29 protein-coding genes are annotated in these 26,419 nt (G+C 49.8%); 28 read left to right on the forward strand and 1 reads right to left on the reverse strand.

The window, feature by feature from the left end; all coding sequences use genetic code 11:
• Positions 1 to 36: 36 nt before the first annotated feature.
• Complete coding sequence (locus tag E6C74_RS21145) at positions 37 to 960, reverse strand: hypothetical protein (protein WP_240798164.1); 924 nt, start codon at positions 958 to 960, stop codon at positions 37 to 39.
• Positions 961 to 1,182: 222 nt separating this feature from the next.
• Between E6C74_RS21145 and E6C74_RS21150 the strand changes: the two genes are divergently transcribed.
• The 28 genes from E6C74_RS21150 to E6C74_RS10270 all read left to right on the forward strand — a co-directional run bounded on the left by E6C74_RS21150 (position 1,183) and on the right by E6C74_RS10270 (position 26,417).
• The gene (locus E6C74_RS21150) at positions 1,183 to 1,344 is read left to right on the forward strand and encodes a DUF968 domain-containing protein (RefSeq protein ID WP_240798165.1); all 162 of its coding nucleotides are present in this window, start codon (positions 1,183 to 1,185) and stop codon (positions 1,342 to 1,344) included.
• A 329-nt stretch (positions 1,345 to 1,673) separates the two neighbouring features.
• Positions 1,674 to 2,096 (forward strand): hypothetical protein, encoded by a 423-nt coding sequence (locus tag E6C74_RS10140; protein WP_136484693.1) that lies wholly within the window; start codon positions 1,674 to 1,676, stop codon positions 2,094 to 2,096.
• A gap of 137 nt (positions 2,097 to 2,233) precedes the next feature.
• Complete coding sequence (locus E6C74_RS10145) at positions 2,234 to 2,707, forward strand: hypothetical protein (protein ID WP_136484695.1); 474 nt, start codon at positions 2,234 to 2,236, stop codon at positions 2,705 to 2,707.
• A 140-nt stretch (positions 2,708 to 2,847) separates the two neighbouring features.
• Complete coding sequence (locus E6C74_RS10150) at positions 2,848 to 3,201, forward strand: hypothetical protein (RefSeq protein WP_136484697.1); 354 nt, start codon at positions 2,848 to 2,850, stop codon at positions 3,199 to 3,201.
• Between the two features lie 243 nt (positions 3,202 to 3,444).
• On the forward strand, positions 3,445 to 4,113 hold the full coding sequence (locus tag E6C74_RS10155; protein WP_136484700.1) for a hypothetical protein: 669 nt from the start codon (positions 3,445 to 3,447) through the stop codon (positions 4,111 to 4,113).
• A 131-nt stretch (positions 4,114 to 4,244) separates the two neighbouring features.
• A complete protein-coding gene (locus tag E6C74_RS10160) occupies positions 4,245 to 4,430 on the forward strand; it encodes a hypothetical protein (protein ID WP_240798166.1) in 186 nt (61 codons plus the stop codon).
• Positions 4,417 to 4,899, forward strand: a complete 483-nt coding sequence (locus E6C74_RS10165; protein ID WP_136484705.1) for a lysozyme — start codon at positions 4,417 to 4,419, stop codon at positions 4,897 to 4,899. Before E6C74_RS10160 ends, E6C74_RS10165 begins: the two co-directional genes overlap by 14 nt.
• On the forward strand, positions 4,878 to 5,354 hold the full coding sequence (locus tag E6C74_RS10170; RefSeq protein WP_240798167.1) for a lysis protein: 477 nt from the start codon (positions 4,878 to 4,880) through the stop codon (positions 5,352 to 5,354). The genes E6C74_RS10165 and E6C74_RS10170 overlap by 22 nt, the downstream gene beginning before the upstream one ends.
• 122 nt (positions 5,355 to 5,476) lie before the next feature.
• Positions 5,477 to 5,671, forward strand: a complete 195-nt coding sequence (locus E6C74_RS10175; RefSeq protein ID WP_136484707.1) for a hypothetical protein — start codon at positions 5,477 to 5,479, stop codon at positions 5,669 to 5,671.
• A 246-nt stretch (positions 5,672 to 5,917) separates the two neighbouring features.
• The gene (locus E6C74_RS10180) at positions 5,918 to 6,448 is read left to right on the forward strand and encodes a Rha family transcriptional regulator (RefSeq protein ID WP_136484709.1); all 531 of its coding nucleotides are present in this window, start codon (positions 5,918 to 5,920) and stop codon (positions 6,446 to 6,448) included.
• Between the two features lie 172 nt (positions 6,449 to 6,620).
• Positions 6,621 to 7,205 carry a helix-turn-helix domain-containing protein gene (locus E6C74_RS10185; protein WP_136484711.1) on the forward strand — a complete coding sequence of 195 codons (585 nt, stop codon included), beginning with the start codon at positions 6,621 to 6,623 and terminating at the stop codon, positions 7,203 to 7,205.
• A complete protein-coding gene (locus tag E6C74_RS10190; protein ID WP_240798168.1) occupies positions 7,180 to 9,075 on the forward strand; it encodes a terminase gpA endonuclease subunit in 1,896 nt (631 codons plus the stop codon). Before E6C74_RS10185 ends, E6C74_RS10190 begins: the two co-directional genes overlap by 26 nt.
• A complete protein-coding gene (gpW, locus tag E6C74_RS10195; RefSeq protein WP_136484715.1) occupies positions 9,072 to 9,281 on the forward strand; it encodes a gpW family head-tail joining protein in 210 nt (69 codons plus the stop codon). Before E6C74_RS10190 ends, gpW begins: the two co-directional genes overlap by 4 nt.
• Entirely contained in the window at positions 9,281 to 10,840 is a 1,560-nt protein-coding gene (locus E6C74_RS10200) for a phage portal protein (protein ID WP_136484717.1), read from the forward strand. Before gpW ends, E6C74_RS10200 begins: the two co-directional genes overlap by 1 nt.
• The gene (locus E6C74_RS10205; RefSeq protein WP_136484719.1) at positions 10,833 to 12,191 is read left to right on the forward strand and encodes a S49 family peptidase; all 1,359 of its coding nucleotides are present in this window, start codon (positions 10,833 to 10,835) and stop codon (positions 12,189 to 12,191) included. The genes E6C74_RS10200 and E6C74_RS10205 overlap by 8 nt, the downstream gene beginning before the upstream one ends.
• A gap of 10 nt (positions 12,192 to 12,201) precedes the next feature.
• Positions 12,202 to 12,540, forward strand: coding sequence for a head decoration protein (locus E6C74_RS10210; RefSeq protein ID WP_136484727.1), 339 nt, complete (start codon positions 12,202 to 12,204; stop codon positions 12,538 to 12,540).
• A 39-nt stretch (positions 12,541 to 12,579) separates the two neighbouring features.
• Positions 12,580 to 13,620, forward strand: coding sequence for a major capsid protein (locus tag E6C74_RS10215; protein ID WP_136484730.1), 1,041 nt, complete (start codon positions 12,580 to 12,582; stop codon positions 13,618 to 13,620).
• Positions 13,621 to 13,678: 58 nt separating this feature from the next.
• A complete protein-coding gene (locus E6C74_RS10220) occupies positions 13,679 to 14,191 on the forward strand; it encodes a hypothetical protein (RefSeq protein WP_136484732.1) in 513 nt (170 codons plus the stop codon).
• A gap of 2 nt (positions 14,192 to 14,193) precedes the next feature.
• Complete coding sequence (locus E6C74_RS10225) at positions 14,194 to 14,484, forward strand: hypothetical protein (protein WP_136484734.1); 291 nt, start codon at positions 14,194 to 14,196, stop codon at positions 14,482 to 14,484.
• Positions 14,481 to 15,110, forward strand: a complete 630-nt coding sequence (locus E6C74_RS10230; RefSeq protein ID WP_136484736.1) for a phage tail protein — start codon at positions 14,481 to 14,483, stop codon at positions 15,108 to 15,110. The genes E6C74_RS10225 and E6C74_RS10230 overlap by 4 nt, the downstream gene beginning before the upstream one ends.
• A complete protein-coding gene (gene gpU, locus E6C74_RS10235) occupies positions 15,100 to 15,549 on the forward strand; it encodes a phage tail terminator protein (RefSeq protein WP_136484738.1) in 450 nt (149 codons plus the stop codon). Before E6C74_RS10230 ends, gpU begins: the two co-directional genes overlap by 11 nt.
• A 2-nt stretch (positions 15,550 to 15,551) precedes the next feature.
• Complete coding sequence (locus E6C74_RS10240) at positions 15,552 to 16,061, forward strand: phage tail tube protein (RefSeq protein ID WP_136484740.1); 510 nt, start codon at positions 15,552 to 15,554, stop codon at positions 16,059 to 16,061.
• A gap of 2 nt (positions 16,062 to 16,063) precedes the next feature.
• Entirely contained in the window at positions 16,064 to 16,513 is a 450-nt protein-coding gene (locus E6C74_RS10245; RefSeq protein ID WP_136484742.1) for a phage minor tail protein G, read from the forward strand.
• An 89-nt stretch (positions 16,514 to 16,602) separates the two neighbouring features.
• Positions 16,603 to 16,860, forward strand: coding sequence for a phage tail protein (locus E6C74_RS10250; protein WP_240798169.1), 258 nt, complete (start codon positions 16,603 to 16,605; stop codon positions 16,858 to 16,860).
• Entirely contained in the window at positions 16,841 to 19,036 is a 2,196-nt protein-coding gene (locus E6C74_RS10255; RefSeq protein ID WP_136484746.1) for a hypothetical protein, read from the forward strand. Before E6C74_RS10250 ends, E6C74_RS10255 begins: the two co-directional genes overlap by 20 nt.
• The gene (locus E6C74_RS10260) at positions 19,037 to 19,630 is read left to right on the forward strand and encodes a hypothetical protein (protein WP_136484749.1); all 594 of its coding nucleotides are present in this window, start codon (positions 19,037 to 19,039) and stop codon (positions 19,628 to 19,630) included. It begins immediately after the preceding gene.
• Entirely contained in the window at positions 19,627 to 20,184 is a 558-nt protein-coding gene (locus E6C74_RS10265; protein ID WP_136484751.1) for a DUF2163 domain-containing protein, read from the forward strand. The genes E6C74_RS10260 and E6C74_RS10265 overlap by 4 nt, the downstream gene beginning before the upstream one ends.
• Positions 20,184 to 26,417, forward strand: coding sequence for a hypothetical protein (locus E6C74_RS10270; protein WP_136484753.1), 6,234 nt, complete (start codon positions 20,184 to 20,186; stop codon positions 26,415 to 26,417). The genes E6C74_RS10265 and E6C74_RS10270 overlap by 1 nt, the downstream gene beginning before the upstream one ends.
• Positions 26,418 to 26,419: the final 2 nt, after the last annotated feature.

Raw genomic sequence — 26,419 nt, forward strand, 5'->3', positions numbered from 1 at the left:
TGTCCTAACTCTTGTTTTATAGTTAATACATTCAACCTAGATAGGGTAATCTGAAGCTCTCAATTTTTTTTCTTCCTCTTCAGATAGTTTATTTACTTCAAATACTCGAGGGGGTGGGTTTACTATAAAAGGAATTCCCATATCATCATCTATCGCATCTTCAGCGATAATTTCTCTGACATTTTCTCGTAGCACTTTTAGCGTATTACATATTATGTCATCAATTTGAGTTAGTTCTATAAGTATGGCCTCACCATTACTTAAGAACTTGCATAGTTCATTGAAGGGAATTGTTTCTTTTAAATCGGAAAATTTAATTTCAAATCTATTGTTTCCCAAATAGTGACGAGAAATATAATCATTAAAGCTATTGTTTTTATTAAAGTCATGATGTATTTCAAATAGAAACTTAAGTCTGTCAAATCTTGAAAATATGTAGTTTATGTTTCTGTTGTCTAAATATGGGGCAAGGTTTTTTTCGTTGTCAGTTAACTTGTTAGCTGCACGAGTTAAATAATAAAATTGATTCAAGGCTATTTTATCATGATTAAACTCTGATAAAGATATTTGTGGAATTAATGCACTTCTATAGAAATGATTTGCTTTGTTGACGGAATAATTATCAAATATTTCTTGAATGTTTCTAATGGAATATAATATTTGAGAAAGTGAAGATTGAAGAGCATTAAATGCATGGTATTCTTCCTTGTTTCGTTTTCTTTTTTCGTTTTTACTCATGTTATTCAATGCCATCTTGGCTGCAAGTAATGCAATCAATGCGGTAGAGGTAAATCTTGCCAAGTTGACCCCAAGCGTGCTCCAACCTGATGAGGCATTAGAAAATGACCCAATCATTAAGGAAAGAATGCATGTAAAAGAAATTAATATAAATGTCTTTGGAAAATTTTCATCAAGCATTTTGTCAATGAATTTATTGAATTTCTTGTGAATGTCATCCATGTTTTATCACTCTAATTTAAGAAGTTTTAGGAAACTAGTATAGCGTAAGAAATATTTAGAGAGGTATAGTTTAATGTTTTATTTGTGGTTGATGTTAATGAGTTGAGCGTTGACCCTGCAGCTATTAGAATGGTTACAAGGCACTAGCTCACGACCATGTGTGATCACCGGAAAAACAGAGAGGTGTTAGTCCACCACGTGATATGCCATGGTGAAAGGAAGATGGGTGGGAAAACACATGATCTGTTCACCATACCGCTGGCAGCCGATGAACACCGCCGCTTTCACGATGACCCGAGAGGGTGGGAAGCACGGCATGGCAGCCAGTTGTTCTATGTGAAGCAGACGATTAAAAGGACGTTGGAGCTGGGGGCGTTGGACTGAAATATCTCAAGATAAACGTGAATATCCTCATGTTCAAACACATTCCTAATTGACACGTGGTCTAAAGGACAAGATATGATTATATAGACTGTTCAACCACTTGAATTTGTCTAAGCCTGCAGTTGGAAATTAAAGAGTTTCAAGGTTGTTTCGTGATAATTGGGTGGCGCATTTTAACGACAGCGTCAATCAGAAGTTGTCTGAATCATAATTGCTCTAAGGCAGTCAAACATTGCTGGCCTGCTTATGTGAATCAATACGAATACTGTTTACTTATACAGTTATTGATGATAGTTTAACCAGTGGATGAGTTTATATTGGGGACAGTTATGAGTAACAGAGCTAATGATGATTATTTCCAACTAATTGCTTTGCTGGCAGTTGTTATTGGCGGTATTGCGGTATGGAAATTTTCTCAAGTGTTTGGCTTACCTTGGCAAATTAGTATAAAAGTTTTAGGGTGGATGCTTCTTGCCAGTTTAATAGCTGGTGTATGGACATATTTTTCAAGAATGAGTTTTGAACCAAAGGTCATTTGGCCTCTCTATGTAGCGGCTCTTTACTTATCATGGTTCCCAGCTTTTGATTATTGGGGTGTGACAACAACCAACTATACAACTTTATCGTACCTAGATAGCACAAAAGAGTACACGGAAGTTGCATGGTATGCTTTGTGGTATGTTAAGCTTCTAATTACCATATCTTTGGTGGCGGGTGGCTATATCTTAGACAATAAGGTTAAAGAGTTATAACAAGAATTTAAGAGTGATTCCCAACGCTTGGTATTTTTCATTCCATCGTTGGGTTTTGTGTTTAAGGTGGCTTGGTTAGGTGTAGTGGTAACATTGCTCACACATTAATGAAGCGTAATATTTTTTTGGAGTATCATATGTTGCATCCAATTGATCAGTGGATTGATCAGACTAATCTTGAGTATCAAGAACGAAGGATTTGTTGCTCTAAATTTGTAGATGAATTCAAAGGCTTTTATTCTCCAGAGTTTCTTCAACAAGCATATTTTGTAATTGTCGATAAGATTCCAAAACCTAATTTTCCAGAGCTTCGTCAAATGGGTTTGGGTGGCTTTATTGATATGGAATTGCACGGAATTACGTATAAAGATACCTATTATGTTCTCACTCATCTAGCATCAGATTTAGGTTTACACTTCCATGAGCTTGTCCATGTTGCTCAGTGGAGACACTTAGGTGCAATACCATTCATGAAACGGTATATAACTGAAATACAAACATCGGGTTATCATGGTTCATCTTTAGAGAAAATGGCATATGGTTTAGATTCTCACTTCAGAGCTGGTGGCGAGAAAATAGATGTACCCATTTACGTTGCACAAAAAATGTAACAATCTATTTGAACGTACGCATAGTGTTCATAATCGTTTTAGACGAATTCGCAACGCTCGGCGGTTTGAAAGTGATTTAGCTTTTGTATTTACGCTGCAATAGCTTAGTTCAGCTTGATATCTAATAATGAGGTTAAATTGTGAAAATGATTGTTGTGGCATATATATTGCCAATGATTTTTCTCCTCTCTGCATGTGGGCAAGAAACCACTAAACCCACAATTAAGTATGAACGTATAGGTGGCCAAGGAAAAATGCACTTTACTTATATTGAAAGTGGAGTAGCTGTCTCAAAAAAGTCATACCTTCAAGTAGGGGATTATCTTTGTAAAGATGAAAGTGTCTGTATGGTGATGTTTTGGAACAATAAATCCTTAACTCCTGCTTCACTTCCGATGACTCAGGAGCAGGTCAACGCAAAAATTGCGCATTATAATTTAAATAAAAAATCAGGTTTGCATCGAGTAAATATATGTTCAACAGATGGATGTTGAGCGTGTGGAAAAGTAACTGTTTCCGGTACCGCTATCACGTTCAGAAATATGTTCCCTGGATGTGTTTTCCCTATTAATCCTTTCCTGTTTTTGCGAGTAACACGCCACTTTTTTCGATGGGATTTCGTTACCAACATTGTTTTCAATATGGTCTTCACTGAACCACTCAACAACTTTCAGTTAGTTCGTTTCAGCTTCAGATAGACTGTGCTTTTGAATAGTGGTTTGTCAGAGAGGTGATGTGTGGGTTTAGTGGTTCAGATTGAAAGTTGGCCAATGGCAGCAGCTATTGCATTAGCGACCGAAGGTGTAAGAGCAAACTATAACTCAGGTGTTGGCGGAGGAGGTTTTGGCGCAGCTGACCGTGAGATAGGTTCAAAGCTGGATGGTGCCAAAGTACTTGCTGTTCTGGAGCGAATGGAGAAGCGAGAACGTCACTTGGCTGACTGGTGTTTCTTTGCCTATGCGTCACCGGGTTGGAATTCGAAACAAAACCGGGAACGGCTGCTTACGACTCTGATGAACGATTGGGTGCTCACTAACTGCATTTCTAATGATGTGCTAATTCAGCGCCGGACGTTCGATAAGTTCGCCACTATTGTACCTCTCATTGCTGGTGGTTTTGCATTGGAGTTAGTCTCAGGCGCATCGGTAGAAAGCTCTGATCAAGGTTTGAGTTATGTCCCACCGACTGACAAAGGTCATCTCATATCTCTGCTGGTGGATTACGACTGTGAGCTAAAGGGAATTGATAGCGACAGTTTCAAAAAAAAGCGTACTCGATACCATCAGACGAATTGGAATCGCTGGCAAGAACATATCGAGACTATTCGAGCTATCCTGATGGGATACGAAAAATGTGCTCAAGCAATGTTCAAAAAAGAGCTTGAAAACAAAATGATGTCATATTAGCCTATGTATTCCTAGTTTGGGTTTTTGTGCCTGAACCACTGAAACCGCCCGCGAGGCGGTTTTTTTGTGCCTGAATTTCCTCTCTTCTCACTCTAACAACCAGGACACTCCTGTCGGGGGTGGGTATGCGTATGAATGAAAAAGTCTCTAGTTCTCTGTCGTACTGGTGGAATACCGCTATTGGCGTTTTCGGTTCAATATCGACAGATGCATATATGGTTTTGATCGCCTTGGTGGGTATGTTACTCACGGCATTTATCAACAACCATTGGCAGAAGAAACGATTCAACGCGGAGTTTGGCAATGAGCAGGATTAGCAAAACGGTAAAGGTTTTAGCTGCTGCCGGCGCCAGTGCTCTGACAATTGCTGTTTCAATGGTTAAGCCATTCGAAGGACAGGAGAACGTTCCTTATTATGATGTGGTTGGTGTCCTGACGGTATGCTTCGGGCACACCGGTCCTGACATCGTTGAAGGCAAAGTCTATACGCAGCAAGAATGTCAATCGTTGCTTGAACAAGACCTGCTGGCTGTTAAGCATCAGGTAGACCCGCTTATCCCGCCAACTATCCCGGACACAACCCGCGCTGCGCTGTACTCATTTACTTTCAATGTTGGTGTGGGGGCGTTCAAACGTTCAACATTACTCAAGCGTCTCAACGCCGGTGACCTGGTTGGCGCATGTAATGAGCTTAAGCGTTGGGTGTATGCCGGCGGCAAGAAATGGAACGGCCTGATTAACCGAAGGCAGGTTGAGGAGGAAGTATGCAAGTTGCATCCACCATGAAATTGATCGTTTCCGGAACGATCATCATTTCTCTTATCATCGCGAGTAGCTTATTCGTCATTGAACGGCAAAAGCGTCATAACGCTGAGCTCAAACTCAGCCAAGTCAGCGAACAGCGTGATTCACTGATTGCTCTGAACAATAAGCAGGTTGCGAAAATCAACGCGTTTAATCAAATCGGAGTAGAGCATGCCGAACAACTATCAGCTGCAACGGAAGAGATTGACCGCCTCAGCGATCGTCTGCGCACTGGCCCTGAGCGGGTGTTCGTCAAGGCAGATTGTCCAACCGCAGTGCCCGATACCACCAGCACCGGAAGCGTGGGCGATGCAGCTGCCGCACGACTTACCCAAGCAGCTGAACAAGATTATCTACGTCTCCGACGAATGATGGCTGAGAACCTGCAGCAGACGAAGTATCTGCAGGACTACATTAATACTCAATGCATTAGGTAGAAACGAAGTCAGCCTGACGTCTGGTTAATCAAGACCTTTAGCCTTTGCACCATTGGCTAGCGTTAATCCGTCAGTGCTTTCGTTAGAGCTCTGATTATTTCAATGAATCGAAGAGAAACAAAATGTCTAAAGATTTAAGTATTCGCCAGTTTGAATCCGTATTGAAACATCTGTCTGAGTCTGCTCTTAACTGGATGGACCGCCAACCTACGGTCAATGAAGACAAGATGAAAAGCGCCAAGGCCAAGTTGACCGAAGCAATGAACCTGGCTATCGAAGCGGCCAACGAGAAGGACAGTGAAGATGAAGCTGGTTGATGATTGGAAGCAGTCACCGAAGTGATCGTCCATTCAATGGCAACTGACCTTGCTATTCGGTAGACGCGAAGTCAGTCTTACATTCCGTTAATCATTCAGCCTCTGCTTATGCAGGGGCTTTTTTGTATCCGCGCCACGCCTGGCGCAATCGCACAGAGCCTTATAGAAATGAGCCCTGGAGGAATATCGTTTTCTCTGTGGGCGGTATTTCTAGGCGACGGGGCTCATTTCTATAAGGTGAAGATAATGACAAATACCCATGTACTCCCAGCATTTGACTTCAACGAGATGGTTATTGTGAATGATGGTGAGGTTATTACTACCTCACTTAAAGTGGCTCAGTATTTCATCAAACGTCATAGTGATGTGATGAGAAAAATCAGGCAAATAGTTCATGACTGTTCCCCTGAATTCAGCGAACGCAATTTTGCGTTGGCTAACTACTTGGATGATCAAGGGAAGTCGAGACCAATGTACACCATAACCAAGGATGGGTGGATTATGCTGGTGATGGGCTTTACTGGTCAGGTCGCATTTTCTGTTAAAGAAAGTTATATCCAAGCCTTCAACTGGATGGCAGAGAAACTGCGCGGAAGACAGGTGATGGGTGAGGAAGCGATGAATCAGTTTGTGGTTAAAGACACACGTTCAAAGCTGAAAGGTACGATCGGCAGTCGGTTGATGAATGAGCGTAAGAAAGAAAAGCCACGTTTGCTTGAAGAAGAGCAGCGAGTTCGTGAGTTGTGTTGTCCTCAGCTATTCAACGATCTGACGTAGAATTTTCGAACGTTCATGTTCTTATGTGAGCACATTAGAGCGAAGTCGTGTGGTTAAAGAGTGGGTCCTTTCGTCGATCTGGCAATACCACGGGGTTTATGCCTCGCACGAAGTCGCTCGCTAAAATTTTTTTTCAAATTTGGGGTTTCCGGTTTCCGGTTATAAAACATGAATGAATCAGCTATTCAATCCAGACAAAAAGTTCACGCAGTCGGATATAGCCGAGCTTCTTGGAATATCCGACAGACAGGTCAGAAACCTTATCCAGCAAGGGATCTTGCCTGCGGCGAAAGGTCGTGGAGGCATGGACCCTTTAGTCTGCAATCACGCCTATAACGCATACCTCAGACAGTCCAAAAGTGCGGATCAAAAAGCGGAAACCGACAAGAAAAATGATCCCCAACACTACGAGCAACGAAAGCGAGAGCTCGAGCTCGACAAGCTGGACGAAACCGTCGCCATGATGCGGGCCAAGCGATTGACCTTTGAAAAGTTCTACGCACCAGTAGAAATTATTCCCGATGTCATTGGCCAGGTGGCATCCCAAATCCGATCACGCCTAGATAGTTTGATCCCCAAGATGAAGAAGTCCTGGTTGGACATGCCGCCAGAAGCGGTCTCTGTTCTGGAGGAGGAAATTATAGCGGTCTGTAATGAGTGTGCCGATGTACAACCCGATCTCTCCGATTACATTGACAGCGATCCGGAAATCGGTTCGTCGTGGTTTAACAGTGTTGAAGAAGACGCCACCAGTTAGCGGCGCAGAGTGGGCGAACAAGTATTACCGGCTTGCTTCCGGTTCATCGCAGGAAGAAGGAGCATGGGTCACGTTACCGTTTCAGGTTGCCATCCTGAACATGATGTGTAACCGGGCAATCCGCAGGCTGGCGTTTCAGAAGTCTGCGCGTATCGGTTGGTCGAAAATGATGATTGCTGCGGTGACGTGTTTACTGCATCAGTACAAAGCGAACACTGTGATTTATCAGCCCACGGACGACGACGCCAAAAACTTTTGCATCGATGAAATAGACGGTGCGTGGTCAGACATGCCGATCATTCGGCAAATATTTCCTTACTTGTTCGCTAAAGACCAAAACAACACCACCAAAAAGAAAGTGGGGCTGGGATGGATTCTGGACATTCTTGGAGCGGCAACACCCAAGAACATGCGACGGATAACCAAAACCGCTTTGTTTGGCGATGAAGTGGATGGTTGGGACTGGGAGCTGGGGAAAGAGGGCGATCCTATTTCGTTGGCTCGTACCCGTCTTGAAGGGGCAGCGTTTCCGATGGAGCGCTGGGGGACAACACCAACCAATACGGGCGAGTCTCACATTGAGCGCTTGATGATGGAGATGGACCTCACTTTCCGTTTTTATCTACCTTGCCCCTATTGCGATTGTGAGCAGGTGCTGGAATGGGGAAGCAAAGACGCGCCCTATGGCATGAAGTGGGACAGCACACAGCACAGCATTGAGGCTAAGGCTCGGACTGCCTATTACCAGTGCTGCCAATGTCATCAGGCAATCCATTATCCGCAGCTGAAAGCGATGGAACTGAAGGGCCGTTGGAAGGCGGAGGATTTAACCTGGACTCAGGATGGAGAGCATTTCTTTGATTGCGACGATAAGCCTATCCCGGTTCCGGTAAGTGTAGGGATTCATTGCTGGGCCGCATACAACACTACCATGACAGATGGTTGGGTCGGGTTAGTGCGGGAATATCTCAACCGTTACAAAGACCCCTCGAAGTTAAAAACGTTTGTGAATGTGTTTCTCGGTGAGCTATGGGAAGGTGAAAACGGTGAGAAGCTGGAATGGGATGTGCTCAAATCCCGCCGCGAAATTTGGTGGTCCGGTAACCGAGTGGACAACCCGGTACCGGAACAGGCCATCGTCCTGACCGGCGGCATCGATACCCAGGATGACCGTATTGAAATGTTCGTGTGGGCATGGGGCGCAGGTGAAGAGTGTTGGCTGGTGTCTCATATTGTTTTGCTGGGCGACTTGTCCTCGCAAACTTTAAAGAACACGGCTGGTTCGGTGTTAACCCGGACCTATAAAAAGCGCAATGGCGAAGAGATGGACGTCCGGCTGTGGTGCTGGGATGCCATGGGTCATAAAACGGATGACGTTTATGAAATGAGCCGCCGCCATGGCGTGATGTGGGTGATCCCCATTCAGGGTGAAAACCAATATGGCAAGCCGATTCAAAACTTCCCTCGCAAGAAAAACGCCAAGAAAGTGTATCTGACCCGACTCGGTACCGATGGCATTAAACAACGCCTATACAGTCGTTTGTCGATTATGCCGAATGGCACCGAACCCGTGCCGGGCTGCGTTCACTTTCCGCTGGATGATGAGATTGCCGGTGATGAGTTTTTCAAGCAGCTCTGCTCTGCCAACAAGAAACTTGAATACGACAGGAACAATCGCAGCGTGTGGCGCTGGGTTAAACAGTATCACGCCTACGATGAAGCGCTGGATGGCTGGAACTACGCCTATGCCGCACTAAATATCCTGGTGCAAAAATTCGGACTGGTATTGGATGCTCCTGAGCCAGTCAAATCAACGCCAAAAGCCAGCAGCATCGCTGAACTGGCGGCACGTCTTAAAGGTGGATCATGACTTTACAAGAAAGGCTGGCTGAAGCGGAAAACGCGTATCACCGGCTTCAAACCGGCTCACTGGCCGTGAGTGTCCAGAGAGGTGATCGCCGGGTCGATTACAACCGGGCCAACATCCATGAGCTACGCGCTTACATTGACGATTTGAAATCTCAATTGGGTATCACCAATGCGCGCCGCCGCCGACCAGCAGGAGTGGGATTCTGATGAAACACACCGAATTACTGGCCGCAGATGGTCAAACACCACTCAGAGAATCGGTGTTCAGGGCTGGCGGGGTCGGGTTCGGTGGACAGTTGAAAGGGTGGAATCCACCATCAAAATCCACGGATGCGGCCTTACTCCCGGTCATGAAGCAGGCCAATGCCCGAACCGATGATGTGGTGCGTAACAATGGCATCGCGGCCAACGGTATCCAGCTGCACAAAGACCACATCATCGGCTCAGAATTTCGCCTGAGTTACAAACCGAACTGGCGCCTGCTTGGCATCAAGCCCGACAAAGGGTTTGTGCAGGAGGTGGAGGCCATCTTTCGTGATATTGCCGAGGACCCGAGTTGTTTTATTGATGCCGAGCGCCGCCGCACGTTCACCATGATGATGCGGGAGGGCGTGGAAACTCACGCCATGACCGGTGACATCATGGCAAAGCCGGAGTGGATACCCGACCGGCACTCACCGTTCTCGACCGCTATTCGCATGGTTTCCCCACGCAAGGTGACCAACCCGAACCATGCCATGGACAAACCCGAACGCCGAGGCGGGGTGGAGCTTAACCGGCATGGCGCGCCCGTCGCGTTCTACGTCGAAGAAGGGGCCGATAACTTTGGCCTGATTAAAACCTGGCGTCGCATTGCCAAGACCAACCGTTCTGGCCGGGCCGGGTTCATCCATATTTTCGAGCCGGTCGAGGGTGGTCAAACGCGCGGCGTTAACCGATTCATGTCGAGCCTTGAGCAGTTAAAAATGCTCGATACGCTGCAAAACACCACGCTGCAACGTGCGGTTGTGAATGCGATGTACGCGGCCAGCATTGAGTCTGAGCTAGGCTCAGACCAAGCAATGGAATTCCTGTTTGGTGCGGACACTCAAAATGGCGCCATCGAAAAAATGCTGATGACGTACGGCGAGTATTACTCGTCCAACGAAATCAAGTTCAACGGTGTCAAACTGCCCCACCTGATGCCGGGCGATAAAATCAACCTGCACAGTGCCGGAAATGCGGACAACGGATTCGCTGCGTTAGAGCAATCCATTTTGCGTTATATCGCAGCCGGTACCGGTGTTGATTACGCTCAGCTTTCTCGCAACTACTCGCAGATGTCCTACAGCACCATTCGTGCTGCGCATAACGACTCATGGCGCTACTTCATGGGGCGACGAAAAATCATTGCCAACCGATTCGCCAGCCAGATTTTTGCGCTCATTTTTGAAGAAATGATCCTGCGCGGATACATCACCTTACCTCGCAAAGCGCGTTTTTCATTTTGGGAGCGCCGCCATGCCTGGACCAAATCGGACTGGATTGGCTCTGGTCGCCTGGCGATTGATGGCCTGAAAGAAGTGAAAGAGGCGGTGCTGAAAATCGACAGCGGGCTATCCACTTACGAGAAAGAGCTGGCTCAGATGGGTGAGGATTATCAGGAAGTGTTTGAGCAGCAGGTCGCTGAAATGGCGGAGCGCAAAAAACAAGGCTTGCCGCCACCAAGCTGGATGCGATTGCAGGCTCTGGCACCCGATAACCAAACCGAGGGAAGTAATGAGTAACGTCTCACACATTAACTTAATCACGGCGGCGTTTAACCGGCCGTTAGCATTAGAAGCCGGTTATGCGCGCACGTTCTTTTCGGCGTTAAGCCAGCGCCTTGGCAATGTTCACAAGCTGACTGATGTGGATGGCAACATCCTGATGAGTGCGGACCTGAAAAAAGAGGCTGCGTCTTATAGTTCACGGCGCTCCAATGACCGCAGTTATCAGGTCGTCAACGGCATTGCGGTTATCCCAATCAGCGGCTCACTGGTGCATAAGTACGGCTACATCCAACCAGTGTCGGGTATGACCGGGTATGACGGCATCATGCACCGACTGACTGAGGCGGTGCACGACCCGGACGTGAAAGCCATCATGCTGGATATGGACACCCCAGGCGGCATGGTCGCCGGGTGTTTTGACCTGGCTGACAAGATTGCTCAGTACCGCAGCATCAAACCGATTTGGTCATTGGGCTACGACATGCACTGCAGCGCCGGTCAGATGATTGCTTCTGCTTGCTCCCGCCGTTTGATCACTCAAACCGGTGTGGCTGGGTCGGTGGGCGTCATTGCGGCGCACACCAACGTCGAGAAGATGCTCGAGCAAGAGGGGATTGAAATCACCCTCATCACCGCAGGCAGTCACAAGGCAGACGGCAATCCTTACGCCGCCTTGCCAAATGACGTGCGTGATAAGTGGCAGAAAGAACTGGAGGCGAATCGTCAGATGTTTGCCAGCAAAGCAGCCGGTTATATGGGGATTGATGTCAATCAGGTCCTCAATACCGAAGCTCAAACCTATGAAGGGCAGGACGCGGTGGATATTGGCTTTGCCAATGAAGTCGTGAACGGCCTGGACGCAGTTCAGATGATGTCTGAACACTTCAAGAAAAATTCAACAACAGTCGATATGGGAGCCGCTATGACGGTTGCAACAAATAACCCTTCCGCCTCGGCAGACTTGCCAGCGGAAACCCAACCAACCCCTCAACAGCCAGAGCAACAAGCCACGGCTGATACAGGTGAAACCTCACCTTCTGCCCCGTCGCAAGATGCTGCGGCCATGGCCGCAAACGCGGCAAACCAAGAGCGTGAACGCTGCATGGGCATCATGGCGTTGCCGGAAGCTCAATCAAACCCGGCGCTGGCGATGGAACTGGCGAAGAACGCCAATATTTCCGTGGATATGGCGAAGAACTTACTGGCAGTCGCCGGTCCGGGCGCATCAACCAGCAACAACGCTGCGCTGGCGGCAATCGGCGCTGAGCATGGTGACCCACTGGCGCAGGATGTCAGCACCGGCGCTGCGTCGGAAGAGCAGAAAAACGCGAGCCGCCTGGCGGCTTCTTATTCACGCATTGATTAAGGACTAGTGCATGGAACTCCCTCAATACACCCCGGACGACTCGCTGCTGAGCGCCCCGGTCACCGGCCGCGTTTTGATTAAAGCTGGCCAATCTTTTCCGAAGTTGACACCTCTGATGCTGGATGCAACGGACGCTGCCACATTGGTGGCATGGGATGGCACACCGGGTAAAGCCCTGGTGATGTCCGCAAAGCCGGTCACTGACAACGGCTCAGATCAGCGCCAAGCCGCTTACCTGCAAGGCGGCTTTCGTATCAGTGCGGTGAACTGGCCGGAAGGGGTCGATACCGACAAGGCCAAGCGCGCCGCGTTTCTTGGCTCCGCCATTTATGTAGACGACGAAGCGTAAGCGTCGTCTTTTTTTTGAATTCTGATTAGAGAGAGCCACATGGCAGATAACTTCACCACACGCGAATTACTGATGGCAATTCATGAAGCCGGTGTTCGTCGTGACAACTTTTTCCAGCGCTTCTTTTTCCGTGAAAGCTATACGTTTGAAACGGAGAAAGTCGATCTGGATATGATCCCGAATAAAACCAAGATTGCGGTGTTCTGCTCACCCATGATTGGCGCGGCCATTGACCGCAATCAGGGTTTCAAAACCTCCTCGTTCAAACCTGCTTATGTCAAATCCAAGCACCAGGTCACCGCGAACCAAGCGGTGAAACGTCGCCCAGGCGAGAAATACACCGGTGAAATGAGCGCCGGTCAACGCCAGGAAGCGATTGTGATGCAAAACCTGGACATGGAAGAGCAAGCTATCCGTGACCGTGAAGAGCTGATGTGTGCGGAGATGGTTTACGACGGCAAAACCATCATCGACAGCGAGTTCATCGAAACGCCGTATGAAATCGACGCCGGTCGCCGAGCCAGCAATAACATCACGCTGATTGGTGAAGCGATGTGGGTTAATCAGGACTTTGAGACCTACGATATTTGCGTTGACATTGAAACGTGGGCTGAAAATTCCGATGGTTTGACCAACACCCTGATTTGTGACCCGAAAACCTGGGCGTTGATGCGCAAATTCAAGAAGTTCAACGAAAAACTGGAGACGCGCCGCGGCTCAACGTCTGAACTGGAAACGGCACTGAAAGACCTGGGTAAAACCGTCAGCATCAAAGGTCAGATTGGCGATGTCACTATCATCGTGGTGAACGAAGAGTACACCGCGCGTGATGGTTCTACCAAGAAAGTGCAGCGTGATTATCACCTCATTTTGGGGAACACATCAGTTCGCGGCGCTCGCCTGTACGGTCAAATCCAAGATATGGCGGCGCAGCGCGAAGGTGTGGATGTGGCCGAGCGCTATGTTAAAGACTGGACCGAAAACGGTGACCCGGAAATCCGTTACACCAAAACGGAATCGGCGCCCGCGATGTACATGATTGACGTGAACCACGTCGTCGTGGTGAAAGTCGCCGAGTAATCGCTCGGTTTAAATCAATCACAATGGGGCCATGGCCCCATTTTTTTTGGAAGGTCCCATGACTAAAAAACAACTCCTGCAAAAACGTATCGATGAGCTTTGCGAAGAGCTGGGTATCACCGAACCAAAATACACCGACAAAACGACGGAAGCGCAGCTCAACACCATCATTGATGAGCTGGAAGAACTCTTGCCAGATGAAGGGGATGGTACGAATGAGCAATCAGGAACGACCGCCACATCGTCAGATCCTGACGTTAACCATGCTGCCAGTGAAAAAACACCGGAAAGCACAACGTCAGATAATCCGGCACCGGCTGAAACGTCTGTGTTGGTCCAAGGTAACGTGCTGGCTGAAGGCGCCGTGTTGACAGACGAGGGTAACGCTCCGGAAGTCAAAACAAACGATACCGGCGATCTTCTGATTTATGCGAAGAAAACGTTTCAGTGCCGTTCACACGGTGAAATTGAAATCGTTTTGCAGGGGCAGGAAAAACACTTGGAAGAGCAAGCCGCTGTGGATGCGGTTGACGCCGGTGTTGCGGCTTTTGTTGCCAGCATTAAGGGCTAACCATGTTTGATAGCGAGTTCGATCGGTTGATGGATGACGCTGACCACGCCGTTTATAAGACCATGGGTGTTGAGGTCCGGATAAACGGCGGCGACTCCGTCACGGCCATTTATGACGAAAACCTCAACGAGTTTGATGCTATGTCTGGCCGGGTCAGTCGTCTGGCTTTTCGCCGCACGGACAATGTCCGGGTGAAGCGGAATGACCAGATCGAATTCGTTGCCAGCGGGAAAACAGCCAAAGTAACCAGTGGCCCTTTCTATGAAGACGGCGAGACGGTGGTGGTGTTATGAGCGCGATTGATGATCAATTAGCCCTTGCGGTTAAGAACCTGGCTGGCTTGCAAAAATCTGCGGTACCGCGAGCCAGCGCGATGGCGATTAACCGCGTCGCCACAAGGGCGGTGGTGCACTCAATCAAGGATGCGGCTAAAGCCATCAAAGTCACGCAAAAAGTCATCAAACCAAGGGCCACTGTTCGTCGGGCATCAGCTAAACGCCCGGTGGCTTATGTGCGGGTGCGTCGAAACGATTTACCCGCTATTTCTATCGGCACGGCCCGAACGCAGGTGAAGCGTAAAAAGGGCCGAATGCTGGTCAGCAGTGCGGTACGCGGGGAGCGAGGCCGTTTCGCCAAACGCGCGCACTCGGGTAATACCGCGATTGTGGTTGGTCGCCACAAGTTTGAGAACGCGTTTCTCCAGCAATTGAAAAATGGCCGCTGGCACATCATGCAGCGCACCAGTGACCGCCGTTATCCGATTCAGGTGTGTAAGGTGCCGGTATCGGCTGAAATCACCAGCGCGTTTGAGCGTCACAGTGCACGCTTAATGAAATCCGATATGCCCAAAGAACTGAACAGCGCGCTGCAGCAGCAAGTTCGTTTGGTTGTGAGACGAGGAGCCGTCCGTGGAAATTAACCGTCAGATACGACAGCAAGTGATCAGTGACTTGAAATCCAACCTGAACCCGCCGGATGGTGAGCCGACGATAGCCACCTTTTTTGACGGCTTTCCGGCGTACATCAATGTGCCTGAGAGCAGCGTTTATGACGAAGGTGGAGATATACCGGCCATCGCGGTCAGCTTAGGGGACGGAGAGTTAGGCTCCAGTTCACTGAGCGAAATCACCTGGTCAGCCAAGATGGTTATCCGGGTGTATCTGGTTGCAGATACGGATGTGGATGCTGATTTGGATGCGATTGGCGCGAAAGTCCTCAAGGCCATCGGTCAGCACTACGATGCTTCCGGTTTACTGGAGAACTGCAATCGAAGCGGTTTTGATTACGTGCGGGACGATGAGCAGCCTTGGGGCATGCTCGATCTTATTTTTAACGTGGAATACAACGAAGAGGTTTAACGATGAGTGGAGTCACTGATCTTACCAAAGCGATTAAAGGTGCCGGAACGGGCTTCTGGCGTTTAAAAGACGGGGAGGATGAAACCTCTCTGACTTATGCCGATTACTTGGCGGATGATAAATGGGAAAAACTGGCGGGCCTGAAAGAAATCACGCCCAATGAAATCACTGTGGCCGATGAAGACGACAGCCGTCTTGATGACGATGACGCGGAATGGACCAAAACCACACCGGGCCAGAAAACGCCTGGCGAAACCTCTCTGGTTTTAGAATGGAAACCTGGCGAACTCGGTCAGCAAAAACTGATTGCTGATGTGAACAATGGTGTCACCACGGTGTATCGCAGCAAATACCCCAATGGCGCAGTCGATGCGTTCCGCGGTTACATTAACCAGTTGGGTAAAACCGTGACCATCAATGAAAAAATGACGCGCACCGTCAAATTCATGCAAGTGGGTAAGCCAATTATCGCGGAAGACCTGATTGTTCAACAAGCTAATGCGGGGGCGTAAGCATGACGGCCTCATTCCTTAGCAAGAAAACAGTGCCTGTCGGTGACGGCTCGGTCACCGTGACCCAGCTGTCCGGGCTGGAGCGTTATGAGTATATCGAGTACACCTCGAACTTAGAGCAGCCAACCATGCCGGTTAAACCGGATGATTCTGCACCCGAAAGCGAAAAACAGCAGTATCTGGATGCGATGGCCAAGGTTATCAACTTATTCGGAAAAATCACGTTTCAGGCCCGCGCTCGATTAGTGGCTTATGGCATGAAAGATTTGGATATGCCAAATTTGGATGAACGGCACCAGTACGTGATGGCACACTTCACGGAAGAGCACATCAATACACTCCACGATGAAGTGGCTCTGTTTTCCGGCATCCCGTTACCCAAAGCCAAAGAAACGGCAGAAGAACCGAAACAAACCGAGCGTAAAGAGGGTCCCATTGACCCAAAAGCGTAGTCCTGGCTGAAAGAACCTTTGCTCAAAGTCTGGCGCGTGAATTCAAGCTGCTGTGCTGGCGTCGTGCGCTGGACTCCATCAGCGGAGAAATGGTGGTTGAGTGGCAAGACCATTTCTTACAGCATGGATTTACCCATGAAATGGATAACTGGCGGTTCGCCTCAGCTTGTGCATTTAACTGGAATGTCACGGAAATGGCTGCAGGCATCAAGAGAAATACACCTCTTTCCTATCGTGACTTCCTGCCTAACCCAGAACCGATAAAAACCGATGAACCTGACGAAGAGCAGCTGATGGCCATGGCGGCCGCTGCCGGAGGAGTGCGTTTTGAGTGCCCAAGTAGCTGATTTTAATATCCGATTTAACACGGAAAATGCGCAGTTTAATCGCGATATTGATTACGCCAAAAAGATGCTGCGTGGCTATGCGCAAGAAGCCGAAGCGGCCAATGATTCGACCGCTGGCTTTGTTAAGAAGTTAGACACCGCCAGTCAGAGTTTTCAGGATTTACGTTCAACGGCGCTCAAAGCAACCGGGGTTATTTCAGCCGGGCTGGGTTCTCTGGCCACCGCAACCACGATGATGATCAGCAAAACGGCAGATCAAGCCCGTGAAATTGAGCGCATGGCCGGTGTGGCTCAGGTTTCCGTCGAGCAGATTCAGGCGTTAGGTTATGCCTCTGAGCAGTACAACATCAGTGGCGATAAAATGGCGGAAATCCTGAAAGATACCAACGATAAGTTGGGTGATTTCACGGCTAACGATGGAGGTGAATTTCAGGACTTTTTTGACAATGTTGCGCAGAAAGTCGGCTTGACGGCAGATAAGCTGAGCAAGCTTTCCAGCCCAGAAGTGTTGGTCGCGGTAAAAAACGCGATGGATGAAGCCAACGTTCCGATGAAGGAGCAGATCACTTACCTGGAACAAATCGCTGATGAAGCGTCCAGTTTAATGCCCCTGTTGGAAAATAACGGCAAGAAGCTCTATGAGTTGACGGACCGTTACGATGATTTGAACGTTGCCATGTCGGAATTCGACATTCAGAAGTTCAAAGACATGGACCAAAAGCTCAATGAAGTGGGCATGAAGATCCAGCGCTCTTTTGCCAATGCGGTACTTGGCTCCAGTGATCAGATTGACTGGTTTACGGACAAGTTAACCACGGCAGTGGATTACTGGGGGACGCTGTTTGACAGCATGGCGGACACCCCTCGCACGGAATCAGGATTAGTCAGCCGACTGTCAGATTTGCGTTCTCAGCTGAAAGAAGACCAGGCTGCGCGGGAAAAACTCACTCAGGAGTTTGAGAAGTATCGCGGTGTGGATCGTCAGAGCCTGCCGAGTATTAACCCGTTTGGTCAAAGCAAAAATGAACTGGCTAACATTAACACTGACCTGAGTCTGGTCAATGAAAGCATTGAAAAGGGTCAGCAGGAAATTGACCGACTGCAGAAGAAATACAACACGCTGCGCTTCGGGATGAACTACGACACGCCTCAACCTGGCCTTCGAACTGATACAGGCACCAGCAGCGGCAGTGGTAACAGTGATGAAGTGGCCAAGCAGCAGAAAGCCAGCGCAAGCATCCTCTCCTCACTCGACAATCAATACGCCTCAGAGCGTGAAAAGCTCACGCTGGCTCATGCCGATCGTCTGGAGGAAATCGAGAAGCTGAATGTTTCTGAAGCAGAAATTCGCCGTCGGGGATATGACTCGATGGAAGCGCTGCGGGATGAGTATCGCGACCGGGAAAACGACTTTTACGAGCAGCAGCAACAGGAGTTTACCGAGCGCCAGGAAGAAGCGATGCAACGTGAACTGGATGCTTATGCTGCCAAGGAAGAAGCGAAAACCGAGAAGGCAAAAAGAGAAGCTGAAGTCAGAGCGGCGACAGAAGATCGCATGGAGAAGCAAGTTCTTCAAATGAAGATGCAGGTCGCGACTCAGGCTCTTGGCATTATTGCTTCAACAGCAAAAGAAGGGTCGGCGTTACAAAAAGCCGCTTTTTTGGCTCAGAAAACCATGGCTGCTTTGACTGTTTATCAGCAAGGTGAAGTTGCTGCGACAGCCGCTCTTGCACCACCACCTATCGGTTTAGGTCCGGTCGCAGGTATGGGTCAGGCTACCGCAATTCGTGGTTTGGCCGCAGTCAGCGCCGGGATGATCATGGGGCAAGGTCTTGCTGGTATGGCCCACAGCGGTATTTCTGAAATTCCGGCCGAAGGTACCTGGTTACTGAATAAAGGTGAACGGGTTTATACCAATGAATCTGCCAACCAGATCGACAGCATGTATGAGCGCATTATGTCTCTTCATGACAGACCGTCCTTTCATGAGGTGGGCAATCCGTCAATCAGCAGTTCAATGTCATCGGCGCCATCCTCAGACAGTCAGCCTATCAACCAATATTTCACCTATACCGCGCTCGGCTCTCGTGAAATGCAGCAGATGATCATGGATCATCGTGAGGATGTGTATAACGCGGTGGCGGCGGTGAAACGAGACCGAGGGGAGACCCTATAAGTGGATTTATCCAAGTATTGCAAAGACCTCCAGCTTAAATCTAATTACCCGTCAGAAAGCAATGAAAGCCCCAACCTCCACGTGGAAGTATTAGACATCCCGGGTCATCGGTTTGAACTTGAGTACACCAGCCGAAAACTGAAGAGCCAAGATGAACACATGGAGTTTTGGACCATGGTAGAAAGCATGCGGCCCGCCGTCGCATTCACCTGGAAACCACCGATTATCAGCAAAATCCGTGGGGTGGGTGGGAATGCCATTGCACAGGAAACCGCGCCGGGTGCCTTTGAGTTTTCGGTTTATAACGCACCGCCAGATGTGGTGTGGTTAAAAGCGGGGGATCTCATCACACTGGCCAATCAAACCAAAGTGTATCGAGTCATGGCTGATGTCACCACGAACCAGACCGGGGCCGGAGTGGTGAAAGTGAACTGCCCGATTAAGAAACGCATTCCTGCCGGTACGGTGGTGAACGGCAGCGGTGCAGAGTTCACTCTGATCAAAAAGCCCGGTTCTAAGCCGCAGTCTTATGACTTGAAAGCCGGAACCCCTTTTATCTCTTATGCCAAGTTAGATTTCATCGAGTTTCTATGAAAAGTTACCCTCAAAACATCGTGGCCATGCTTGAAAGCCGTCTGGTGACGTACGCCTACTTACTCAAGTTTTCGCTTGAAAATGAGCTGACGTTTACCAGCGCTGGCCATGACATTGAATATGGTGGCTCGGTCTATCAGGCATCCGGATCGTTTCAGGGGTTAGATTCACTCAACCGGACCGCTGAAATGCGTGTGTCAGAAGTCAAATTCGGGTTCAGCATGGCGGACCCTGCGATTGTCGCCACTATCCTGGGGACCGATGTTTTTAAGCGCGAAGTTCGAGTGGAACGTGCATACCTGAGCCAAACCACCGGTGAAGTATTGTTCGTTGAACGAGTGTGGTCCGGAACGGTAGTTGGCAAATCGGACGACGATGCTGACGCGCAGGTTCAGCTTACTGCCGCCAGCCGGTGGTCTCAGTTTGAACGGACGAACACCTGGCGAACATCCCCACATTCCCATAAAAAACGTCATTCCGAAGATGAAGCGATGAAATATGCGGCCATGGCCTCAAATACTGTGTATTGGGCAGGGAAAGCAGGAGCGAAATAGTGTTTGAGATTATTGCCTTAGTTGTCTCTATTGCAACTGCTGCCTATAGCATTGCTATGGCTAAGCGGATGAAAATGCCGGACCAGGAGCGCGGCGGCCTGGCCGTGAACCGTTTTGGCATTGATAAAGCGATTCCGGTGATTTACGGCACAAGACAAGTGCCGCCGGTTATCGTGTACCAAGGGGTTAAAGACGTATCCGGCGATCCGGATAATGAAGTGTACTATGCGATTCTGGTTTGGACCGTGGGTCCGGTCACCAGTATTTCGGATTTTACGTTTGATGATTTATCGTATTCAACCTTCGGCGTGTCTACGACGCCAGGGGACCAAAGATTGGAGCATTGCTACGGCAGTGATGATCAGACTATGCCTGCGTGGTTTCGTAATGAAGCCCCGGATGATATGTCCGGCATGGACTTTCGTGGCCTGGCGGTTACTTATCTAAAATTACGCATGGATGACGAATACAAGCGTTATCCTCAAGGCCGTCCGGAGTTTAAGGCGACGATAACAGCGCGCTCATCCAACCCCGTTGAAGCACTCTACGACTACCTGTTCAATGCAGACTATGGCTGTGGCTGGGATGTCGACTGGGATGCTGAGCATAACGAACTCATGCGTTCGTATTGCAATAACACCTATGAAGGGCAGCGATTGATGACCTGTAATATGGTCATTGATACCGAGAAAAAATTGCAGGAGAACGTGGAAGACATCCTGCAAACCTGTCGCGGTTATTTGATTGAGGGGCAGTTTGGTCTGAAGCTCGAAATTGACCGAGCCAAAGATCCGGTCATGCACGTCAGTGAAGATATGCTGACCGGCGGTATGTCTTCGGCGTCCGTTAATATCAACCAGCGCTACAACTCGGTGACTATTCGCTTTCCTAACAAGGATTTGAAGTGGAAAACGGATGAAGTCACGTTCCCTGAGAAAAACAGTGCACTCCATCTTCAATGGTTAGACGAAGACAATGGTGTTGATCTAACCAAAGAAGAAACGGTGTCGGGTATCGATACCTTTGAGCATGCCATGCAGTATGCCGAGGTGCTGGCGAGAGCCAGCCGGGACTCAACCACTCTGAACTTGTCGGTGCAGTCATTCATTGGCTGGCAGGTGGAAGAAATGGATGTGGTTACCGTGGCGTCTCAGTCGAGAGGCTGGACAGCGAAGCCCTTTTCCGTCCGGGAAATCAGCTACAAGGAAAAAGAGACCAAGTTAAAACTGGTCGAGTATCAGGACAGTCATTACTTGTGGCACCAAAAGCCACCGAAGCCGGATTATCCGGACACTGAACTGCCTAATCCAAATAAGGTCGCTCCTCCGAGCGACCTTTCTTTTTTAGTGTCAGACCTACCGGGTGTATCCGGCGTTCTGGCATGGAACAGCGCCGGTGGCTACACCGACGGCTATGATGTCATCGTCTTGGCCGATGGTGAGGAAATCTGGCGTCAGAGAACCCGAACCAAATACGTTTCTATTCCAGTATTTCTGAGCGGTCGCTATGAGCTTGCCGTCAGAACGGTCGGCGCGATTGCGGTATCTGGCTGGTCGGTGTTGAGCATCGACATGGTCGCCCCGGACGCCCCGTTTGAAGTGCAGGTGGACGCTGGGAATACCTACATCATCCTGCGCCCCAAATCGACCACACTGGCGTTTGGGACCGAGTACGAGTTTTGGTTTAACGACGAATTACGCGGTACGGGCGTGGCCTGGCAAATTGAGGGTCTGCAACCGGAAACCCTTTATTCATTTCGTGTCCGCGCAGTTAACGCCGTGGGTCAGAGTGAGTTTGTCCAGGTATCCGCTGCAACCACCAATGACGCCTCGGTGCTGCTGGATATTTTGGCCGGCAATCTGACCCGTGAGATCCTGGACGATAATCTCAACGCCTATTTTGATTCACTGGATGAGTCACTCAGTGAACTGAACCAGACCATCAAAGCCAACGAAATCACGTTGACGGAGATGATTGGTGATGTGGAAACGTCCGTGGTGGAGCTTAAAGACGTCACGGAAGTGAACCGGGTCGCGGCCACACAGGCGATTCAAAACATCACTGGTGATGTGGATGGCGTCAAACTGGACCTGCAGCGCAAAGACATGCAGCTGCAGGCGCTGACTCGCAGTAGCGAAGATGGCGCACGCAGTGCCTTTGATGCGGCGGTTCAGATGCACACGTTTATGCAGGAGCATGAACGGAGGTTACTGGAGGGTGAAACGCTCACCGATGCCGTGGTGTACCGAGATCCTGAAACTGGCCTCATCATCAACCGGGCCTACCAGTACACGGATACCCGTTACAGTGAAGCATCGCTGCGTATCGATGGCGTGGCCGCACAAATCCTGCTGGCGACACAAGACATCAGCCGGGTCGAAACGGAAACCGGTGATCGCCTGGTGTCGGCGGAGGCGGCGATTCAGCTCAATGCCAGCGCGATAACACAAAAAGCCTCTTACTCCGAAGTGAGTGAGGCGATTTCTGGGGCCATGGCCGCAATCACGCCTGCATACTCGTGGCAGTTCAACACCACCGAAGAGGGGTGGCCAAACGTCACCTGGAATGTGGGCGGCACCATCACCGGCACTGTTTTCTCGCGTGATGATTTGTCGTTTGACGGCGATGAAAACTCAGCGCTGCGCTTGCGTCTGAAATCTGATGCCGGTGGCACCCTGTCCTGGAACGGTGGCAATCAGAATGTGGCCATTCCCGCGCCCGGCGTGTCCGGCGAGTTTGAAACCATCATCGTGTCGCTGTCAGAGGCTGATGGCTGGACCGGTACCATTACCAGCATTCGCCTGGTCATGGACGCGGAAATCGCCAGCATCGAAATTGGTAAGCCGTCAGCGTCAGAGCTGCAACTGCAAGACCTGTCTTATCGGGTTACGCAGGCTGAGCAAGAGCTGGATGCCGAGAACGCGCGCTGGGGCGTGTACATCACTCAGGATTTCTGGAACGAGAACGCGCTCAAACAATCGGATGTGCGCGCTCAAATCGATGCCTGGAACAGCACGTATGGCGTCACAGCTACACTGCAGAAACTGTCTGACAATGGCACCGTAGATAAAGCCAACTCTGCACAAAGTTGGATTGATGGCGCTGACGCGCATATCACCGACCTGGTGGTGGCTTACAACGGAAAATCGGGCGGCACTGATGAGCAGATGGCCAAGCAGGCAGAGCAACTGCAGGCGGCGCAGCAGAAAATTGATGCTATAGATGCAGAGATTGATCAGACCGTCGTCAGTATCACCAATGTTGATAATGCGACCGGTGACCGCGACCGTGGTTATCAAGCCATGCTGGCGAGTTTTAATGACTTTTTGAGCACTGGCGAGTTTGAGACAGAAAAAGTGTCTTTGTCTTATGCACAGCAGAAAGTCAATGCTCACAGCACGGAACTGGCCAGCCAGGCTCAGTCACTGATGCAGCTGTTTGCAGCGAGAGATGCCCAGCAGGCTAGCATTATTCGGCTGGACAAAGCGACCGCTGATAACGAACAGGCGATTGCCGAGTCTAACCAAACGCTGACCGCGCAGATTGAGGACGAGAGCCAGGCGCGCATCAAGGCTGTATCTCAGGTGCTGAGTGACCTGAACCAGTCGATGGCGACGCTGCAGAGCAATCTGGAAAGTCAGCTGGACGACGAGAGCCAGGCGCGCATCAATGCCGTATCTCAGGTGCTGAGCGACTTGAATCAGTCCATGGCGACGCTGCAGAGCAATCTGGAAAGCCAGCTGGATGAGGAAAGTCAGGCACGTATTAGCGCCGTGTCGCAGGTGCTGAGTGACCTGAATCAGTCCATGGCGACGCTGCAGAGTAATCTGGAAAGTCAGCTGGACGATGAGAGCCAGGCGCGCATTAGCGCCGTATCTCAGGTGCTGAGTGATCTGAATCAGTCGATGGCGACGCTGCAGAGTAATCTGGAAAGTCAGCTGGATGATGAGAGTCAAGCGCGCATCAGTGCGGTATCTCAGGTACTTAGCGACCTGAATCAGTCGATGGCGACGCTGCAGAGCAATCTGGAAAGTCAGCTGGATGAGGAAAGTCAGGCGCGCATTAGCGCGGTGTCACAGGTGCTGAGCGACTTGAATCAGTCGATGGCGACGCTGCAGAGTAATCTGGAAAGTCAGCTGGATGAAGAGAGTCAGGCGCGTATCAATGCCGTGTCTCAGGTACTGAGCGACTTGAATCAGTCGATGGCGACGCTGCAGAGCAATCTGGAAAGTCAGTTGGACGAAGAGAGTCAGGCGCGTGTCCAAGACATTTCTAAAGTGGTGTCAGATACGAATCAGGCCAGAGCGGATTCGGAGCAGATGCTGGTGTCTCAGATTGCCAACGTTGAGAACCAGTTGCCGACCGATGCGGGCCGCGATGCGCTTTTGGCGGCGTTCGACAGCCATCGACAAGAGGAGAAGATTAGCGGTCAGGACATTTCATTGTCTTACGCCAATCAACGTCTGACGACACTGAGCACCGAACTGGCCAGTCAGGCTCAATCTTTGCTGGAGTTGTTCGCGGCGCGAAATGCCCAGCAGGCGCAACTGACCCGTTTGGATAAAGTGACCGCTGATAACGAGCAGGCGATTGCGGAGTCTAACGAAACGCTGAGCGCTCAGATTGATGACGAAAGTCAGGCGCGTATCAATGCGGTGTCACAGGTACTGAGCGACCTGAACCAGTCGATGGCGACGTTGCAGAGTAATATGGAAAGTCAGCTGGACGATGAGAGCCAGGCGCGCATCAGTGCGGTGTCTCAGGTACTGAGTGACCTGAACCAGTCCATGGCGACGCTGCAGAGCAATCTGGAAAGTCAGCTGGACGACGAAAGCCAGGCGCGCATCAATGCGGTGTCTCAAGTCGTCAGTGATTCCGCCCAGGCACTGGCCAGCGCGACACAGCAATTAACTGCTCGTCTCGATGATCAGCAAGCGCAAGTGTCCTATCACGCTGAGGCGTTTGTGGATGATGATGGCAAGGCTGTGGCCAAAGGTGGCTTGACTACCGATGTGAACGGCCGGGTCAGCGGCATGGTGAACACCAATGACGGTGAGCAATCTGCACTGGACATCATCGCTGATTATCTTCGTGTTGGGGTAATGCAGGATGAAAACTTTGTTCCGCTGATGCAGTTGGATGCAGAGCTTAGGGAATTAGTCTTGCGTGGCCGTTTGTTGCTTGGCGATGGCGTGGAGTTGAAAAACGCCTCGTCAATTCAAGCGCAAGTCGGTGCCGGTTCATACACGCTCACGCTGCGAAATGGTGCGTTCCCGGATGATGCAACGGCAACCAATGACTTTGTGTCGACCTACGGTCGCCAGCCAGAAAAGGATGCGCACCTGACCTACCGCAACGCGGCGGGTACAGCCTCATCCATGAAACGCTGGACCGGATCGGCATGGTCGACGCCGACCATGATTATTCACGGCGATCAGATTACGACCGGCACGGTAACGGGTGACCGTTTCGTGGCCGGAACGGAAATCCTGACCCCGGTTCTGACCGGCGGCACCGGTGATTTTTCCGGTACGGTTACGGCCAAAGACGGTTCCTTTATCGACAAGGTGGAAATCGGGTCAGCCGGTGGCTATCGGGTGTTTATCCGCAGCGTGGCCAATGCCGGTTACAACGTGATTGAGGTGGTTAATTCATCCGGTAATGTCGTGTTCGCGGTTCAGGGCAACGGCAACCTGTATTCGGTCGCCGGCGGTCACTTGGATAATCTGACAATAGGGAGTAACTGCGACATTCTGGGCAAACTGACGGCAAATCAGATCGTCGGTGATCTAGTGTCAGCGACCAAAGTAACAACGTCTAAGACTGAGTATGAAACCACTTGGGATCGCCGGAGATGGATAACGATTGGTAGCTTTTCTGGCAGAAATAACCAAAACAGTACAGTGACCCTGGCTGTGTTGCCGTTCTCTTTGTCTTACAGAATGACAAGGCCATATTCTACATCAGGGGGAGCCGTAACGACGTATTACTGTCGGGTCGTTTTTGATGGCGTTGAAGGTTCGAGAACCACGAGTAAGTTTAGATACAATCTTGAGTTGGACCCTGGGGAGTTCGTGTCACCAACGGCCAGTAAAGACTATGAACCAGGCGAGGAATTTAATGTGACCATCCAGGTTTATGCTGATATTGGTCAATCTGGTTTCTTCTCTTACATTAATGCACAAACCGACACGATCGCTCAGTTGTTCCGTAAAGGCTCAGCTTTTTACTAATC

It is taken from the genome of Vibrio sp. H11, from assembly GCF_004804295.1.
In the GTDB taxonomy this organism is placed as follows: domain Bacteria; phylum Pseudomonadota; class Gammaproteobacteria; order Enterobacterales; family Vibrionaceae; genus Vibrio; species Vibrio ostreae.